The sequence below is a fragment of the Corynebacterium sp. HMSC070H05 genome, assembly GCF_001837615.1.
Classification (GTDB): Bacteria; Actinomycetota; Actinomycetes; order Mycobacteriales; family Mycobacteriaceae; genus Corynebacterium; species Corynebacterium coyleae.
The window spans coordinates 1-322 of record NZ_KV833300.1 but is presented as its reverse complement, the minus strand read 5'-3'; the positions used below and the strand labels follow the sequence as shown (position 1 = coordinate 322).

Below are 322 nucleotides of genomic sequence, written 5' to 3'. Positions count from 1 at the left end.
TGTCATGTCTCATGACTTTTTGGACATGGAGTCCAGTCACTTATTGGACACGATGTCTAGAGACTTTTTGGACACTGAACCGGTGAAATGGTCGGATGGCTATTTCATCGCACACACGCAGAAAGATCGCGGATTTCGATCCGGTCCGCGACGGAAAAACCATCAAGCAGTTTTGCAAGGATGAGCAGATCTCACGACAGACGTTTCATAACGTCAGGGATCGTATTGCTCGCCGTGGGCGGGCGGGTATTTTGCCGGACAGTACCGCGCCGACAAATCCCGCCCGCAAATACACCGAAGCGGATCGCCAAGCAGTCATCGA

General features: G+C 52.2%; 1 protein-coding gene. It reads left to right on the top strand.

Annotated elements, in window-relative coordinates:
- Window positions 1-95 precede the first annotated feature (95 nt).
- Window positions 96-322 (top strand): helix-turn-helix domain-containing protein (locus HMPREF2617_RS04225; protein ID WP_141762996.1); only part of this gene is annotated, 227 nt, incomplete at its 3' end.